Origin of the sequence: Endozoicomonas elysicola, assembly GCF_000710775.1 — a bacterium.
Taxonomy (GTDB): domain Bacteria; phylum Pseudomonadota; class Gammaproteobacteria; order Pseudomonadales; family Endozoicomonadaceae; genus Endozoicomonas; species Endozoicomonas elysicola.
Map to the genome: position 1 here is coordinate 934,941 of NZ_JOJP01000001.1, position 15,531 is coordinate 950,471.

Annotated in this window: 12 protein-coding genes; 6 read left to right on the plus strand and 6 right to left on the minus strand. The window is 46.1% G+C overall.

Annotation, left to right across the window (positions count from 1 at the left end):
• The first annotated feature begins 125 nt into the window (after nucleotides 1–125).
• The 3 genes from GV64_RS03935 to GV64_RS03945 all read left to right on the plus strand — a co-directional run bounded on the left by GV64_RS03935 (nucleotide 126) and on the right by GV64_RS03945 (nucleotide 4,817).
• A complete protein-coding gene (locus GV64_RS03935; protein ID WP_020584223.1) occupies nucleotides 126–1,904 on the plus strand; it encodes an acyl-CoA dehydrogenase C-terminal domain-containing protein in 1,779 nt (592 codons plus the stop codon).
• A 287-nt stretch (nucleotides 1,905–2,191) separates the two neighbouring features.
• On the plus strand, nucleotides 2,192–3,292 hold the full coding sequence (locus GV64_RS03940) for an RICIN domain-containing protein (protein ID WP_020584222.1): 1,101 nt from the start codon (nucleotides 2,192–2,194) through the stop codon (nucleotides 3,290–3,292).
• A 616-nt stretch (nucleotides 3,293–3,908) separates the two neighbouring features.
• A complete protein-coding gene (locus tag GV64_RS03945; RefSeq protein WP_020584221.1) occupies nucleotides 3,909–4,817 on the plus strand; it encodes a phosphatase PAP2 family protein in 909 nt (302 codons plus the stop codon).
• A gap of 56 nt (nucleotides 4,818–4,873) precedes the next feature.
• On the opposite strand, the gene GV64_RS23575 is transcribed toward GV64_RS03945, so the two are convergent.
• The 6 genes from GV64_RS23575 to GV64_RS03975 all read right to left on the minus strand — a co-directional run bounded on the left by GV64_RS23575 (nucleotide 4,874) and on the right by GV64_RS03975 (nucleotide 12,094).
• Nucleotides 4,874–5,929 carry an OmpA family protein gene (locus tag GV64_RS23575; protein ID WP_051700869.1) on the minus strand — a complete coding sequence of 352 codons (1,056 nt, stop codon included), beginning with the start codon at nucleotides 5,927–5,929 and terminating at the stop codon, nucleotides 4,874–4,876.
• Between the two features lie 581 nt (nucleotides 5,930–6,510).
• Nucleotides 6,511–7,977 (minus strand): hypothetical protein, encoded by a 1,467-nt coding sequence (locus GV64_RS03955; RefSeq protein WP_020584219.1) that lies wholly within the window; start codon nucleotides 7,975–7,977, stop codon nucleotides 6,511–6,513.
• Between the two features lie 162 nt (nucleotides 7,978–8,139).
• Nucleotides 8,140–8,697: a hypothetical protein gene (locus GV64_RS03960; RefSeq protein WP_020584218.1), complete on the minus strand. Its 558-nt coding sequence runs from the start codon at nucleotides 8,695–8,697 to the stop codon at nucleotides 8,140–8,142.
• An 89-nt stretch (nucleotides 8,698–8,786) separates the two neighbouring features.
• On the minus strand, nucleotides 8,787–10,526 hold the full coding sequence (locus tag GV64_RS03965) for a GspE/PulE family protein (protein WP_020584217.1): 1,740 nt from the start codon (nucleotides 10,524–10,526) through the stop codon (nucleotides 8,787–8,789).
• 228 nt (nucleotides 10,527–10,754) lie between these two features.
• Nucleotides 10,755–11,297 carry an RBBP9/YdeN family alpha/beta hydrolase gene (locus GV64_RS03970; RefSeq protein ID WP_020584216.1) on the minus strand — a complete coding sequence of 181 codons (543 nt, stop codon included), beginning with the start codon at nucleotides 11,295–11,297 and terminating at the stop codon, nucleotides 10,755–10,757.
• A 185-nt stretch (nucleotides 11,298–11,482) separates the two neighbouring features.
• Nucleotides 11,483–12,094, minus strand: a complete 612-nt coding sequence (locus GV64_RS03975; RefSeq protein WP_020584214.1) for a CYTH domain-containing protein — start codon at nucleotides 12,092–12,094, stop codon at nucleotides 11,483–11,485.
• A gap of 175 nt (nucleotides 12,095–12,269) precedes the next feature.
• On the opposite strand from GV64_RS03975, the gene GV64_RS03980 reads away from it, so the two are divergent.
• The 3 genes from GV64_RS03980 (at nucleotide 12,270) to argE (ending at nucleotide 15,484) form a co-directional block, all read left to right on the plus strand.
• Nucleotides 12,270–12,950 carry a TIGR00153 family protein gene (locus GV64_RS03980; RefSeq protein WP_020584213.1) on the plus strand — a complete coding sequence of 227 codons (681 nt, stop codon included), beginning with the start codon at nucleotides 12,270–12,272 and terminating at the stop codon, nucleotides 12,948–12,950.
• A gap of 19 nt (nucleotides 12,951–12,969) precedes the next feature.
• Nucleotides 12,970–14,241 carry an inorganic phosphate transporter gene (locus GV64_RS03985; RefSeq protein WP_034844020.1) on the plus strand — a complete coding sequence of 424 codons (1,272 nt, stop codon included), beginning with the start codon at nucleotides 12,970–12,972 and terminating at the stop codon, nucleotides 14,239–14,241.
• Between the two features lie 94 nt (nucleotides 14,242–14,335).
• The gene (argE, locus tag GV64_RS03990; RefSeq protein WP_020584211.1) at nucleotides 14,336–15,484 is read left to right on the plus strand and encodes an acetylornithine deacetylase; all 1,149 of its coding nucleotides are present in this window, start codon (nucleotides 14,336–14,338) and stop codon (nucleotides 15,482–15,484) included.
• Nucleotides 15,485–15,531 lie beyond the last annotated feature (47 nt).

Below are 15,531 nucleotides of genomic sequence, written 5' to 3' on the forward strand. Positions count from 1 at the left end.
ATGCTCAAGTCCGAAAGACTGCCAGTAAACAGCTATGAGCCACTTTGGGTCTTCCTGCGTATAAAACCGGTAGGAAAATGGCTGTATTCCTATAGTAAGAAGAATAATTCCAGGAGTGGATAGTAATGGCCGAGTACAAAGCCCCCCTTCGTGATATGCGCTTCGTAATGTATGACGTATTCAACGTGGCAGAACAGTGGTCACAGTGGCCCTCTGTCCGTGAAACGGTGGATCAGGAAACTGCTGATGCGATTCTGGAAGAAGCTGCCAAGCTGGCATCCCGAACCATTGCGCCTCTGAATCGCTCGGGAGATGAAGAGGGCTGTAGCTGGAATGACGGTCAAGTTACCACTCCAGAGGGCTATAAAGATGCTTATCAGCTGTTTGCTGAAGGTGGGTGGAGTGGTTTAGGCGGTAACCCGGTTTATGGTGGAATGGGCATGCCCAAGGTTCTTGCTGCCCAGTTTGATGAAATGGTCTGCAGTGCCAGTCTGGCATTCACTCTCTACCCAAGCCTTGGTGCTGGCGCCAGCCTGGCTATTGATGCTCACGCCTCTGATGAGCTGAAAGAAGCTTACCTTCCGAAAATGTACTCTGGTGAGTGGGCGGGCACCATGTGTTTGACCGAGCCCCATGCTGGCACCGACCTTGGTATCATTCGCACCAAGGCAGAAGACAATGGTGACGGCAGCTATGCCATTACAGGTACCAAGATATTTATCACCGGTGGTGAGCACGATTTAACGGATAATATCATTCACTTGGTGTTGGCGAAGCTGCCTGATGCCCCTTCAGGACCTAAAGGTATTTCACTGTTCCTGGTTCCTAAGTTCCTGGTCAATGAGGATGGTTCTCTGGGAGAAAGCAATAAACTGGCCTGTGGTTCTATTGAACATAAAATGGGCATTAATGCATCTGCCACCTGTGTCATGAATTTTGATGGTGCTAAAGGCTATCTGGTTGGAGAGCCCAACAAAGGTCTTAATGCCATGTTTACCATGATGAATTACGAACGTCTGTTTGTGGGGATTCAGGGGCTTGGTAGTAGCGAAATGTCTTACCAGAATGCGCTGGAGTATGCTCAGGATCGTGTTCAGGGGCGTTCTGCAAATGGTGCTGTTCAGAAAGACAAAGCGGCTGATCCATTGATGGTTCATGGTGATATCCGGCGGATGTTACTGAATATGAAGGCACTGAATGAAGGAGGCAGGGCTTTCTCCACCTACGTGGCCAAGCAGTTGGATATTGCCAAATTCAGTCAGGATGAACATGAAAAAGAGAAGGCTTCAGCCCTGGTAGCACTTCTGACTCCAGTAGTGAAAGCATTTTTGACTGATGCAGGACTGGAAAGTTGTGTAGCAGGCCAACAGGTATTTGGTGGTCATGGGTTTATTCGTGAATGGGGACAGGAACAATTGGTTCGGGATGTTCGTATTACACAGATTTACGAAGGAACTAATGGAATTCAGGCTCTGGATTTGCTTGGCCGTAAGATTGCCTTGAGTGGTGGTGCTTACCTTGAAACCTTCCTGAGTGAGATTCGTAACTCAGTACATTCAGACGATGAGTTTGCTGATGAATTATTGTCTTCAGTTGATAAGTTGGAAGAACTTACTCGCAAATTGCTGGCTCAGTCCAAGAATGACCCTAATGTCATCAATTCTGCCTGCGTCGATTATCTCAACGCTTTTGCTTATGTGGCTTATGGCTGGATATGGTCATTAATGTCCAAAACAGCTGGCAGAAAGCTTGCTGAGGGGAGTGAGGATAGCTCATGGCTGGAAGCAAAGCAGATTACAGCCCGTTATTACTTCAAGCGCATCCTGCCACGCTATGAAAGTGCAGCGGCCGCGGCCCTTTCAGGTACGGATGAGCTGTTTTCTCTGTCTCCTGATCAATTTTAGTTGGAGGCTTGTCAAAATTTGACAGTATGAACCCTGCATTGCAGGGTTTTTTATGTCCGGGTGGATTTTATGCGTGCAATGCATGGATGCAGGAGCAAATACGAGTATATAGTCTTGGGTGCTTAACTTTTCATGAGTTCAGCCAATATAAAATAATGAGATTCCGGTTATTTGTTTAACGGGATCTTACAGGGAGCGTAACACGTCTTTTTGTAACATTAACTTCGGTGATATAGATGGTTTTCAGTCAGGCTCACAGGTCTTTATCTCAGGTATGCTTCTCCATCTTGATCCTGATTTATGGAAATAATGTATATGGCGTAGATGATATTGAGCCTCGAGTACATGCAAATAACTTTCTTTTAAAACAAAAAGGTACGGAGCAGTGCCTTGTTGTAATGGATGAGCTGGAAGGATGTTTGCCTGAGAGCGGTGAGATAATAGACGGTTGTTATGATAGTAATAAAGTAGTGTTTGATGAATGTAACGAAGGCGTTCCTGAGCAGAGGTGGGTGTTTGATTTTCAGAATAAACGTATTCATTCTCTTGAGCGCAGGGCAGAGGTCTGTCTGACTCGGCTACCCGAAAAATTATCTATGGAATATTGTAAGCCTACCCATCTGAAGCAGCTTTGGTTTTTTAATCAGCAGGATGAGTTTTTCAGTCGCGTAGACTTTCTTGACCCGCTTGCGTTCGTAAAGCTGTTAGAAAGTGATAATGACGCTCCTTTACCTGTCACTTTCAACTTTATTGACTCCGAAACCGGTAATGATCAATGTTATCTGAGCCCTTTTACGGGAAGGGTTGAGTGTCCGAAATATGAAATTGATGAAGAAGTGTTGAAACAACAAGAAGTTGAATTCTGGAATTGGTCAGGAAGCTGGCCATGGCAGCCAAAGCAGGTGAAAGTGACCGAAGATCTAAAACTTGGTGAATTAAGTTCTAATCGTTGTCTTGCCGTTGAGCAGTGTCACATTGATAGTATCGGGCAGTATGACTGCTTTGGTGGAGCAAAGCTTCAGGTAAAGGCCTGTAAACCAGAAAGCCATCAGGTTTGGCGTTATGATCTTGTTTCGAAAAGATTGTTTAATAAACAGGCTGGTGAACAGTTTTGTGTAAGCTGGTTGTCAGGAAAGTTGTCTTTAGAGCACTGTTTGCCAGGTGGGGCGATTTCCCAGAAATGGTATTTTGCAAGGGGAGAGGGACGGAAGTATTCAGAAAGAGGTCGTCTGCGTTGGTTCTCAAACTCAAGAGAACATTATGATTATATTAAATCACTTGATTTTGATCCTATAGTCAAATTTGAAATATTGCACAAAGACGGTCAGGGTAAAGGATGTGGATATGATCCCATTGATGGCCTTTGGAAAGGGCTGTGTTCTAATTAGTCTATTTGATAAATGCAGTAACTCATAATTTCCATTTACGATTTAGTCATCGGTTTATTTACTTTTTATAAGTAGATGTCCTTCTTGATTTATTGGAATCAAAAGTTACTTTGATTATTTTCTATGACTCCAATGTAATTCACTGCTACCTTTGCAAACGTCATCGGTTTTGTATCAATATTTAAATATCTATTCATACGAGTTTGATTAAGGTTGGTGTAATGATTCTTGATATTGATCAGCAGTTATCAGATAGAAAATATATTGTCAGACTTTTAACTCATTCTTCCTTTGTAATCACATAACTGATTTTTAACCTATTGGTAAATAATTAGTAATTATTTATTTTGACTCTGAATACTTTCAGGGGAAGCACTGGTCGCACATCATTTTTCTAAGTATTTTATCATGAGATTAATAAAATAATGATGCTCAGAATAGGTCAGGGCATGTGTTAGTGTTGAACTCATGATGAAAAGAATATAAGTGCATATTGCGAACTCTAAACAAAAAAACATAGGACATTTTGAACTCATTTTTGTGACTGATTGTGTCACTGACTGAATCGAATGTTCTGTCTTTTGAGCTGCCAACGAAAATAAGAAAGGAGCTTTTTGTGATTGATTTACTCCAGTGGGGGTTAGACTTCGTTGCCTGGATACAGCAATATCGGAATCCGGTTTCTGATGAATTGATGCGACATACAACCGACCTAGGAGGGAAGTATTATATTTACTTTTTGCCACTCCTTATTTGGTGTCTTAATTTTCGGTTTATGGTGCGAGTCAGTGTCATGTTCCTGTTGTCATTTTTTATTAATATCAGCTTCAAAGACATGTTAGCTCTTCCCAGACCATTTGATGTTGACCCTGGAATTACGTCTGATCGGGAGTGGGGGTTTGGTATGCCAAGTGGCCATTCCCAAAATTCAGCCCTGTTATGGATTATGCTCGCAGTCAGTGTCGCAAAACGCTGGTTTTGGACTGTAGCTCTATCAGTTACTCTGCTGATTGGTTTCTCCAGAGTGTATTTTGGCCTTCATTTTCCCGGGGATATTCTTGGAGGGTGGTTATTAGCTGCCATGCTGTTATGGGCATATTTTACATGGGGCGAAAAAGCTGCTTCCTGGATGCAGAATCAATCCATAGTCTGCTTGCTTGCCGGGTGTGGGATGATAATGGGAGGACTCTGTTTTCTCTATATGTGGGTGCTTGAGATGCCAATCATGACAGGGTTAGCTGCAATCAGCTTTGGCTTTGGAGGGGGGGCTGTCATTTCTCTCAGGATATTACAATACAACGGTGAAGGGAGTTTTTGGAAACGTGCCCTGCGAAGTATAATTGGACTTGGAGTTCTGGTTCTTTATCTTAAGTTCACAGGAAGTTTGTTTCCGGAAACAAAGAGCCTTGAGTACTACTGGGTATTGTTGATTGTCAACACTATGGCTGGTCTCTGGCTATCCCTCGGGGCTCCCTGGATATTTTTACTTCTTTCCCTTGGTGAGAGAGATAAGGCAGAAAAATAATATTAGTTCAGCCTGCCTGAGCTCGAGCAGGCTGAAAATTTATTTCAGTTGAGCGGCTACTTTACAGGGATCACTTCTGCCACTACTCGACGGTTCTGCTGTCGCCCTTCTTTTGTCATATTACTGGTAACAGGTTCGATTTCTCCAAAACCTATTGATTCAATCCGGTCACCATCAATCTTGTATTGATCAATTAATGACTCCCGAACTGCATCGGCTCTTTTTGTCGACAGTACCTGGTTGTAATCTTCATGGCCCTGATTATCAGTATGCCCTTTTATGCGAATTTTCACATCAGGGTAGCGAGTCATGAAATCCCCCATCTTACCGATCATCGACATGGCACTGGAGCTAATGGCATCTGAGTCAAAATCGAAGGTAACCAGAAGATTGATCTCTTCCATTGGCACGCAGCCTGTTTGGTCAACAGCTGCTCCAGTGATTGTTCCCGGACAAAGGTCGACTGTATCCTGAATACCGTCCTGATCGCTGTCGACAGAAATAGCTGGTTGTATGGAAGCCACCGTCTCACGAGTCACAGGATTAACTTCAGTGGCTTTGGGCGCCGTTTGAGATACACTTCCAAAAGTCCAGTTGAGGGCAACATTAAACATGCTCTCGGTCTGGTTGTAATCCAGGCTTCTCACTACCCTGACATCACCCTGCAGTGACAGGTTAGGAGTCAGTGCTTTTCTGACACCTGCACCTGCATTCATACGGGTATCGTCCCGCTTTTCACCAGCGTCAGGCTTTTCCTGAAGCTCGTCAATACCGGCCACCAGATAGGGTGTCAGCTCTCCATTCCATGGAGTCAAATCATAAAAGGTATCCAGACGATAGCTTTTTAAATCAACATCTCCGCCATTTTTATGATCAGTGGTGTACTGAGAGTATATTCCGGCAATACTGAAGCGATCGTTCAGTCGATAACCTGCACCTATTTTCTGGGCGAATGAGTTATCCAGCTCCCGATAACTATCCAGTGCGTTATAACTTGCACCAATAGATAATATAAGTCCTTTATCGGTGGCTTCTTGTGCAATAGCTGAGTGATTAATAATGCCAGCTACTGCCATGGCAATAGCGGATTGTGCGAAACGGCGCACGTTCATGGGTTGCTCCCTGATCACTGGATTATGTTGGAATGATCTGCCTGGAAAGGTTAAGCCTAGGGGGTGTTCACAATTAGGCATGTGACCAGCCACCCATAATTTACATCAGTCAATACCCACAGGACATAAAGGCGCGAGCTGCGCGGTCTGGTTTATTCCACATTAAGCAACGGGGTATGACGCAAATAATGGATAACCCTTCGGGTTGGTCACGCAATCACTTATACCGCTTTGAACGACTTGAACATGGAACCACCATGCCTTTAGGCCCTTTGGCTCCTGCACCGTTTGCCTTTATGCCCTTTGGGTATTGCCTGAGTGCTTGTGTGATCAACTGTCCTCATAGCTAATTGTGAACACCCCTAGGCATTGCAGAGGATAAGGTATTATTGGTATGGACTAAAATACTAAAGTTGGTATTTGTATTAGAAAGAATATTCTAATGGTTATTTACATAGATCAGGAAATAAAAACATTTAACCCGAGGTAAAGAATATTGCAGTATTTTATTCATGGTCACATGTGAAGGTTAAAAGAAGTGAAAAGTGCAGTCACTTCTCTTAAGCCATTATACAGAGTAATTAGTGGCGCCCTCCTGCACGACCAGCCCTCCTACCTCTTGGAGCCTTTGGAGGTAATGTAGGAATTATTACCTCGTTAAAGAGGTGGCCTATAGTAACGCCATGATTTCCAACCTTCTCATTCAGTACGCTGGGTAAGATTTCACGCATGAAATCCCCTTGGCTGAAGTTGCTCTTTTTCATGCCGGTTGTAGGATCTGTCCAAGTACCGGTCATGGCATCTCTCCAGGGTCCTGCATAGATACCACAACTGATTTGTGGAACAAGCATGACATCATATCCCTCGGCTTTGGCAGCAATGAAGAGGGCAACTAATGTTTGTTTAACGCATTCCTTGAAAAAAGCGTAGTCGTTTAGTGCTTTTACATTGAGCGTATTGGCCATAGAGCCTTCGCCAGTTGTGTCATTCGCATTTGCACATGTGTTAGGTCCTGCAACAACAACATAACCAACCTTGGGGCTATTCGGGTTTCCTGCTCTGGGATTATTTGGGTTTGGATATATTGGAATATTAGATAATGGCCAAGCGTCCTTATAATCGGCAGGGTTGGTGGTTTGAACGTAGTCACGCCCTTGTTTCGTCACTCTACCAATCTGTCCGTAAGTAAAACCCCATTGTCCCCGAACGGTATTTGCAAATAAGATCTGTTGGTCTGCAGAGTTTCCTTTTCCACACTCATTAATAAGCCACTCTGAAAATAACCCTTCTTCCTGCCCCTTTGCTTTTGGGTTTACTTGCGACGGATTAAATTGGTAGTGTGCATCTTGCAGTCCTCCACCAGGCTTTCCTGAATTTCCCGCAATCCCCATTGCAATCAAAGCCTGTGGATGATTTTGCAAGTACCCCCTTGCCACTCCAGCAGCACCATCAGGGTGTTGCTGTATGACTGGTCTCACTGGGTTATGGAGCGGCCTGCAAGGCTGAATATTTTGCAGAAGCTGATCATCACCACCTTTGGTCAGGTCATAATGCTTTAGTGTATGCCCGTTGTAATTTGTCAATGTTCTAACGGATGGTTGAACTGTCGTGACAGTGGGCACTGGATAGTATGAGGGCTGGGCCGGTTGCGGCTGCACTAGTGGTTGAGGCTGCACCAGTGGTTGAGGCTGCACCAGTGGTTGAGGCTGCACCAGTGGTTGAGGTGCAATATACACTGGCTTCTGAGGCGCAGGAGAAACGGTACGTTGTGTAAGAGGTTTAGGTGCAAAGAGGGTTTGATAAAGAGGAATGCCCAGACAAACCAGCCCTGCGGCTCCCAGAACACCTGCAGCAACAAAGGAGCTGGCCAGGAAGGCCGCAACTGCACCAGCGGCAGCAAGAATGCCCAATCCGACCATAATAACTTTGCAAGTACGTGTCTTATACCAGGGAACTTTAGCTACAGTACCATCACTATCCTGAGTTACAGGTAGGCTCTGAGAATAGGCTCCGACTGTTTGAGGCGTGGGAAGTACTTGTGGAGCCATTGTGCCCGTCCTTGATAAATTATTATTCGGTGGATGATGGAGTTAGTCAAAGTTGTACTATTTGACAATGCTGATGTTTAATAGTTCGTTTTTCGTTATGGACAGGACGTGAAGGCTTTTTTGAGTTAACAGGAAAGGATAAAAAACAATAAGTTATAAGTATTATTTCTGAAGGCTTCTTATCAGTAAACTGACACCTTCCATTAATTCGCCAATGGCATGGGGGGCATAGGATATTTCCAACCATCGCTCTTTTTGCTGGCTGGGTGAGGGGTAAAACACCCAGCAGAGCTGCTCTTGCCAGGAGCAGTCTGATTCAAGCTCATAGTTAATGCCATAGACAGGAAGGCCCTTGTTTCCTATTTGCACACCGTATTTATCCTGCTCGCTTCGGGTGGCTATAATGACACCTTCCCGGCTGGCATGAACCTGATAAATAAGTCTGGGCTCTTTGTTGCTATTGCCAAGGCTATAGATAGCGTTGGCCTTCAGCAGGCTGTTGATATAGTTTTCCAGAATTTGCTTACGATTTTGATTGGGAATATTCGCTGTTATCTGCCTGGCAAATGAATCTGACTCCTCGGTGGCGATAACTTTCATGCCTTCTTTATTAGAAAGCATGGCAGTTGTCGTTGGCTTATTGCTGTCCGCAGCAGCACTGTCCGTAACAACAAAAAGGGGTAACGTTGCAAGCAGTATAAGTAAGGCCTGTTTCTTCATGTCATCAAAAGCCCTGCTTTATGGTTTGTTATTATTTAGTAATCCATTCCTTGAGAGTAACCAAGAGAACTCAGGCTATCAAGTAGTGCTCACTCAGGAGTTACCCGCATAACCTCTTCTATTGTTGTCGTTCCATTGGCAACTTTCTGTGCTCCCGAAAGTCTGAGGCTATACATTCCTTCCTTGATACATTGTCGGCTGAGCAGCGAAATATCAGGACTTTCATTAATCAGGCCTTTGACCTGATCACTCATGGTTAAAATCTCATACAGACCTGCGCGTCCACGATATCCGGTCTCTCGGCAATCCAGACAGCCCACAGGTCGATAGACTTCTGCAGGTGCTGATGCTGACCAGGGTTTGGTTAATGCTTTCCAGCCACTGGTATCCAGTGGCGTTTTTTCTTTGCAATTAGGGCACAGTGTTCTGACAAGGCGTTGTGCCATGACGCCAAGTACGGTGTTTTTGATCAGATAAGGGGGAACACCAAGTTCCAGCAAACGTGTTAAGGCAGAGGGCGCATCATTGGTGTGTAGTGTCGAGATTACCAAGTGTCCGGTGAGTGCTGCTTGAATAGCCATCTCGGCTGTTTCCAGGTCACGAATCTCACCAACCATGATAATGTCAGGGTCCTGTCTTAACAGTGCACGAAGGCCTGATGCAAAGGTCAAATCTATATTGTGTTGTACCTGCATTTGGTTGAACGAGGGCTCAACCATCTCAATTGGGTCTTCGATGGTGCAGACATTCACCTGATCGGTGGCCAGCTGCCTAAGAGTTGAATAGAGTGTTGTTGTTTTACCGGAACCGGTTGGGCCAGTGACCAGAATAATACCATTTGGTTGTGTCGACATTACGTTCCAGCGCCTTTCGTCTTCCCTGGAAAAGCCAAGGTCACTGAATGACTTCACCAGAACTTCAGGGTCAAAAATACGCATCACCAACTTTTCGCCAAAGGCGGTAGGCAAAGTGGATAAGCGTAACTCAATTTCATAACCGTCCGCGTTGCGGGTTTTAAGGCGTCCATCCTGGGGTTTGCGCTTCTCGGCAACGTTCATGCGACCGAGAATCTTCAGTCGGCTGGTGACCGCTGCGGCAACCTTTGCGGGCATTTGGTAGATCGAGTGCAATACCCCGTCGATACGGAAGCGGAGGTTACACTGCTCTCTTCGGGGCTCAATATGAATATCGCTGGCTCTTTGCTCGAAGGCATATTGAAGCAGCCAGTCAACAATATTGACGATGTGTTGATCGTTGGCATCCGGGGCTTTCATATTCCCCAGTTCAAGCATCTGCTCAAAGTTATTGAGAGAGGCCGAAGTGATGCCTGAGTCAGAGCTGGCCCCCATCACCGATTGGGCCAGACGGTAAAACTCAATGGTATAACGACGGATATCCGTGGGGTTGGCAACGACCCGTCTGATATTTTTGCGGCTGACATGACGCAGATTGTCTTCCCAAGCTCGATGCCATGGCTGCGCAGAAGCCACAACAATTTCGGAATTGGTGACTTCAACAGCAAGAATCTCATGACGTATGGCATAGGCGTGAGACATGATTGGCGTGATGGCTGTAACATCAATTTTCAATGGGTCGATGTGAAAATAACTCTGCTCAGCAAGGCCTGCCAGCCACTGGCACAGATATTCAATGTCCAGCTTTTTTCCTTTACGACTCAAGTCTTTCAGCTCTAGGCTGGCGAGGTATTCCAGAGGATGTAAACGAACCTGCTCGGGTGTGCGTGGGCTGCTAAGGATATCATCAGCAGTTGCTTGATCGAGATGAAGAGTTCTGACCAGGTCAGAAACGACCATTGCCAGATCCAGCATTTGTTCCCTGTGTTGCAGGCCACTTGCTTTCACATTGCTCACTTGGAATACCGTTGGAAGCTGCAGAATTGGAATCTATCTATTCTCTCTTGTTTTTCGGCGGTGGGACAAATGGATTTATGCTTTCAGGAAAAGAGAGCTTGTTTACAGGGGAGGGCAGTAGTCTGTCTCCTAAATAGGGGGGCGTTATTAACTGGTTAGATGGTCAGTTGGTAACCCCTGATAACCCTATACTGACTTTTCTATAAGAGCTGTTATTAGTTCGGGAAAGTCATCAATATCAGTTTGGAGAAAGTGCCCGCGGTCAGTGAACTCAAAGTACTCTGTATCAAGCTTTGCGTGGATGTACTGAGCTTCTTCTATAGGGATCCATGGATCATCAACAGAAGAAAATTGAATAATCCAGTCTTGGTTTGCCGAGATCCTTCGCCAATTCCATGGACGGTCAAACCAGCCCCCGGCTTTTTCATCTTCCAGGTTCAGATGGGTATGGTACGGGCTAACCAGAGTACTGCCTTTTATAGGGTACTCTTCAGCATAGCGTAAAGCGGCAATGGCCCCGGATGAGTGTCCAATCAAAATACTGTTCTGGTCCGCCCCAAGAGTATCTCGTATATAGGGAATCCAAATGTTTTCATGAGCGATGTCATTATCAGGTAGTGTTTCCCTTATCACATTAAAGCCGTTTTCCCGCAGGCGCTGATCAGCTGAGGCATACCAGTTCATGTCGGCAGTGCAGCCACCATTGCCGTGGATAAATATTATTTTCATAATAAATTCCCATTAACCAGGAGGGGCAGATTCAAAAATCAATGAAGGAGAGTAGCTTATGCAACTATTCTCTGTTCTTGGTGTTCAGCCAGAAAAACAGGGCCAGGGTTTTGAAATTGTAGATTGCCCTCTCATTCCGGACATAAATATTCTTTATTTTGCAATGGTTCGCCCTGCTGAATGCTTTAAGCTGATATCAATTTGAACCCTTTTTCAGCCTTGCTCTGGTCAGACGGGGTTAGCTCAAAGAAGTTCTGTAATTCTGAAGCTATGGCCACCAGTGCTGATTCATCCCCTTCAATTAACTCAAGCTCCAGCTCACAAATAGGGCTTGAGTGATCTCCTGCTCTTACTGACCCACGATCAAGAGCCGCCTCGACTTTTGCACAGGGCTCTTGCCATTGCAGAAGCCAGCGGGTTCGATAAAAGTCTGTGGTGAATAGGGGGTGCAGATCTCCGATGGTCACATCCTTAAGTGCTTCAGGCCATACAGGGAGTAGTAACTGCCCATCGAGTTTATGGGAAGTCAGTGGCCACTCCCACTCTCCTCGTCGGGTCAGGCCGTTAATACTTTCCCCTTTCGTTTTAAGCGTTTGGATAAATTGCCCGTTAAGCTCACGGATCCGAAGAGCAACTTTGGCTTTATTGAGCCTCAGATCTGCAGTGTCAAAGTAGGTATTCCCAAGGTGGAAGGTTTCCGGTGGCTTTCCCGCATACTCCTGCCAGAATGGGTGGTGTTTGAGATTCTCTACCTGTTGTTCAGGCAGAGAGAGCTTTAGCTCAGTTTCATGGCTCATTATCTTGTCCGTCAGTACTGGCTGGAAAAAGATACAAATTGGGCAAAAATGATATAAAAATCAAGATGTCAGGCCTTAAAGCAGGTAGAGCTCTGTTTGTCATGGCTATGTGCATTTGTGCAGGAATTGGATCAACATTCTATACTCAGGCGTTCAATCGGGATGGATTTGAAGAATGCCTACCAGCAACATACTGGCGAGCGTTTTTGGTCGCTCACCCATAGGACCTATACAGAAGCATATTACCACTGTTCACAAGTGTGCATCAGAGCTGGACCCTTTTTTTCAGGCAGTGTTCGCCGAAGATTGGGAGTCTGCCTATGAACTGCAGCAGAAAATTATCAAACTGGAACATGATGCTGATGCGATCAAGCGCAGTATTCGTCTTTCTCTGCCCAAGAGTCTGTTTCTTCCAGTTCCCCGGACCGACCTGCTGGAGATTGTGACGGTTCAGGATAAAGTGGCTAACCGGGCGAAGGATATTGCCGGGCTTATGGTTGGGCGCAAGATGGTTATTCCTGAGTCTATGCATGAAGCTTTCATTACTTACGTGCGCCGGTCAATTGCCTCATCGGCACAGGCATTAAAAGCCATTCATGAGCTGGATGAGCTTCTGGAAACGGGCTTTCAGGGCCGTGAAGTTGATCTGGTGGTAAAAATGGTGGAAGAGTTGGATAACATTGAGAGTGAGACGGACAAAGATCAGGTGAAGATACGTCGCATGTTATTTGGCCTTGAGCAAAAGTTACCACCGGTTGAAGTCATGTTTCTTTACAAAATCATTGACTGGGTGGGTGATCTGGCGGATCGAGCTTCCCGTGTTGGTAGTCATCTCCAATTGTTGCTGGCCCGTTAACTGAACCGGAAGCAGACTGATGAGTATTATCGCTGAATATGGCACAGTTTTTTTGATTCTGGCCTGCCTGTTTGGATTCTTTATGGCCTGGGGAGTCGGTGCCAACGATGTTGCCAATGCCATGGGTACATCCGTTGGGTCGGGTGCCCTTACCGTTAAGCAGGCGATTTTGATCGCTATTCTTCTCGAATTCACCGGTGCCTACCTTGCGGGGGGATCTGTTACCGAAACCATTCGAAAAGGGATCATTGATCCCTCCATGCCCCTTCTGGTGGAGAACCCTAACCTTCTTGTTTACGGTATGCTTGCCTCCTTGCTGGCTGCAGGAACCTGGTTGCTGGTGGCCACTCACTATGGCTGGCCAGTTTCCACGACACACTCTATTGTTGGTGCCATCGTTGGTTTTGCCGCAGTCGGTATTTCTCCTGATGCTGTCAGCTGGGGAAAGGTCGCAACCATTGTGGCCAGTTGGGTGGTGTCGCCATTAATGTCTGGCCTTTTTGCATTTCTGATCTTTGTAAGCGTCCAGAAGCTTATTTTGGATACAGAAAACCCATTCAGGAATGCCAAGCGTTATATGCCTCTCTACATGTTCCTTGTTGGTTTCATGATGTCGATGGTAACGCTCATCAAAGGCCTTAAACACATCGGGATGCCATTGGACTTCACTGAGAGTCTGGTACTTTCCCTTGTTATTGGCTTATTGATCATGTTCATTGGCCAGATGGCTCTTTCAAAAATCAAGGAAGATGTTCAGGCGGATAAATCATTCCACTTCTCCAGTGTGGAGAAGGTTTTTGGGGTGATGATGATCTTTACTGCCTGTTCCATGGCTTTTGCCCATGGCTCGAATGATGTTGCCAATGCTGTTGGGCCACTGGCTGCTGTGGTCAGCGTTGTTCACAGCGGTGGTGAGATTGTTGGAAAATCAACAGTTCCTGCCTGGGTTCTGTTACTTGGTGCTGTTGGTATTGTCGTAGGGCTTGCAACCTGGGGCTACAAGGTTATGGCGACGATTGGTTCCCATATCACCGAGCTTACGCCCAGCAGAGGCTTTGCTGCAGAACTGGCTGCCGCGTCTACGGTCGTGATGGCATCGGGTACCGGGTTACCTATTTCTACGACCCATACGCTGGTTGGTGCCGTGCTTGGTGTTGGGCTTGCCAGGGGTATTGGAGCCCTTAATCTTCGAGTTATCAGCACTATTTTCATGTCCTGGCTTATTACCCTGCCTGCTGGAGCTCTTCTGGCAATTGTCTTCTTTCACTGTCTCAAGTTAATTTTTGGCTAAATAGACTTGGTTTCTTGGGCTGGCCCTGTTTATCATCATCAGGAGTCTATTCTCGTAATACTCCCTCCTCTACCAGAAGGTGATAATCAGGGCTATGAGTCAGCCAACATTTCAGCACGCACTTTCAAGATTGATAGAAATACCTTCTGTCAGCTCAACTCTTCCTGATCTGGATATGAGCAACCTGCCAGTTATCAATGAGTTGGCAGCCTGGTTTGAGGTAATGGGGTTCCAGTGTGAGATTCAACCCCTGCCTCATGCCCCTCACAAAGCAAACCTGATAGCGACACTGGGAAGTGGTCCGGGAGGGTTGGTGTTTGCTGGCCACACAGATACTGTGCCTTATGATGAAAGCCTCTGGAAAAGCTCTCCTTTTGCCCTGGAAGAGCGCAACAATCGATTTTATGGTCTTGGCGTCTGTGACATGAAAGGCTTCTTTGCCCTGGTTATGGAAGCCGTTCGAGAGTTTTTACAAGCACCATTGAAAGCACCGCTGATCATTCTGGCTACCGCGGATGAAGAGTCGTCTATGAACGGTGCCCGGGCACTGGCAGAGCTTGGGCAGCCAAAAGCGCGATATGCCGTGGTTGGAGAACCTACCGGAATGCGGCCTATTCATATGCACAAAGGCATCATGATGGAACGTATCCAGATTCTGGGGCAATCTGGCCATTCAAGTAATCCGTCACTTGGGCGGAATGCCATGGAAACGGCTCACAAGGTGATTACTGATTTGATGCAGTTCCGTGCAGAGTTGGCAGAACGCTATCAGAACCATGGGTTTACTATTCCAGTTCCTACATTGAACCTGGGATGTATTCATGGTGGGGACAATCCTAATCGGATCTGTGGGCAGTGTCAGCTGGACTTTGATATTCGACTGTTGCCGGGAATGGACAGTGAGCAATTGCGCCAGCAGATTCGGCAGAGGCTAAAACCTATTGCTGAAGCGGATCAGGTTGCGATTTCCCTTGAGTCTATCACGCCAGCTATTGAGGCTTTTTCCAGTCAGGAGAACTCGGAGTTGGTCGCTGCCTGTGAGAAGCTGACGGGACACCAGGCAGAAAGTGTTGCATTTGGTACAGAGGCACCGTTCTTTAGCCGACTGGGTATGGATACGGTGGTACTGGGGCCGGGTGATATTGATCAGGCCCATCAGCCGGATGAGTATCTGTCTCATGACCGGATTAATCCAATGATTGGTATCTTGAAGTCTTTGATCAGGCAGTACTGCTTATCATGAAACCGGGTTTTGGAACTGGTTTTTGTATGGTTTGGGTCTGAATATCA

What these genes read in the sequence shown, in the direction of transcription:
- GV64_RS03935 (WP_020584223.1), top strand. Translation starts at nt 126, where the DNA reads ATGGCCGAGTACAAAGCCCCCCTTCGTGATATGCGCTTCGTAATGTAT.
- GV64_RS23575 (WP_051700869.1), bottom strand. Translation starts at nt 5,929, where the DNA reads ATGAACGTGCGCCGTTTCGCACAATCCGCTATTGCCATGGCAGTAGCT.
- GV64_RS03955 (WP_020584219.1), bottom strand. Translation starts at nt 7,977, where the DNA reads ATGGCTCCACAAGTACTTCCCACGCCTCAAACAGTCGGAGCCTATTCT.
- GV64_RS03960 (WP_020584218.1), bottom strand. Translation starts at nt 8,697, where the DNA reads ATGAAGAAACAGGCCTTACTTATACTGCTTGCAACGTTACCCCTTTTT.
- GV64_RS03965 (WP_020584217.1), bottom strand. Translation starts at nt 10,526, where the DNA reads ATGCTGGATCTGGCAATGGTCGTTTCTGACCTGGTCAGAACTCTTCAT.
- GV64_RS03970 (WP_020584216.1), bottom strand. Translation starts at nt 11,297, where the DNA reads ATGAAAATAATATTTATCCACGGCAATGGTGGCTGCACTGCCGACATG.
- GV64_RS03975 (WP_020584214.1), bottom strand. Translation starts at nt 12,094, where the DNA reads ATGAGCCATGAAACTGAGCTAAAGCTCTCTCTGCCTGAACAACAGGTA.
- GV64_RS03980 (WP_020584213.1), top strand. Translation starts at nt 12,270, where the DNA reads ATGCCTACCAGCAACATACTGGCGAGCGTTTTTGGTCGCTCACCCATA.
- GV64_RS03985 (WP_034844020.1), top strand. Translation starts at nt 12,970, where the DNA reads ATGAGTATTATCGCTGAATATGGCACAGTTTTTTTGATTCTGGCCTGC.
- argE (WP_020584211.1), top strand. Translation starts at nt 14,336, where the DNA reads ATGAGTCAGCCAACATTTCAGCACGCACTTTCAAGATTGATAGAAATA.